This is a genomic window from Vibrio jasicida CAIM 1864 = LMG 25398, assembly GCF_000400365.1.
In the GTDB taxonomy this organism is placed as follows: domain Bacteria; phylum Pseudomonadota; class Gammaproteobacteria; order Enterobacterales; family Vibrionaceae; genus Vibrio; species Vibrio jasicida.
Window position 1 is genome coordinate 1 of sequence record NZ_BAOG01000180.1, and the last position, 206, is coordinate 206.

Below are 206 nucleotides of genomic sequence, written 5' to 3' on the forward strand. Positions count from 1 at the left end.
AAAATGCCACGCGTTGCGAATCACTCTTAAACAGTTTGTTATGCCTGTCCTAACACGCGCTCAATAAAAGCTGATTTTTTCCGACGATACTCTTCTTGAGACCAACCTGTACAAGACATTTTCAGCTCATTGTATCGTTGAACTAACTCAGGACTTTTACGGAGTTTGTCTCTAAACCCCACAAAAAACTCAAATTCCGAACCATT

The 206-nt window shown here is 40.3% G+C and carries 1 protein-coding gene; it reads right to left on the minus strand.

What is annotated here, in order from left to right:
- Positions 1-38 precede the first annotated feature (38 nt).
- The coding region (locus tag VJL_RS28490; RefSeq protein ID WP_173400296.1) for a GrpB family protein at positions 39-206 on the minus strand (168 nt) is incomplete at its 5' end.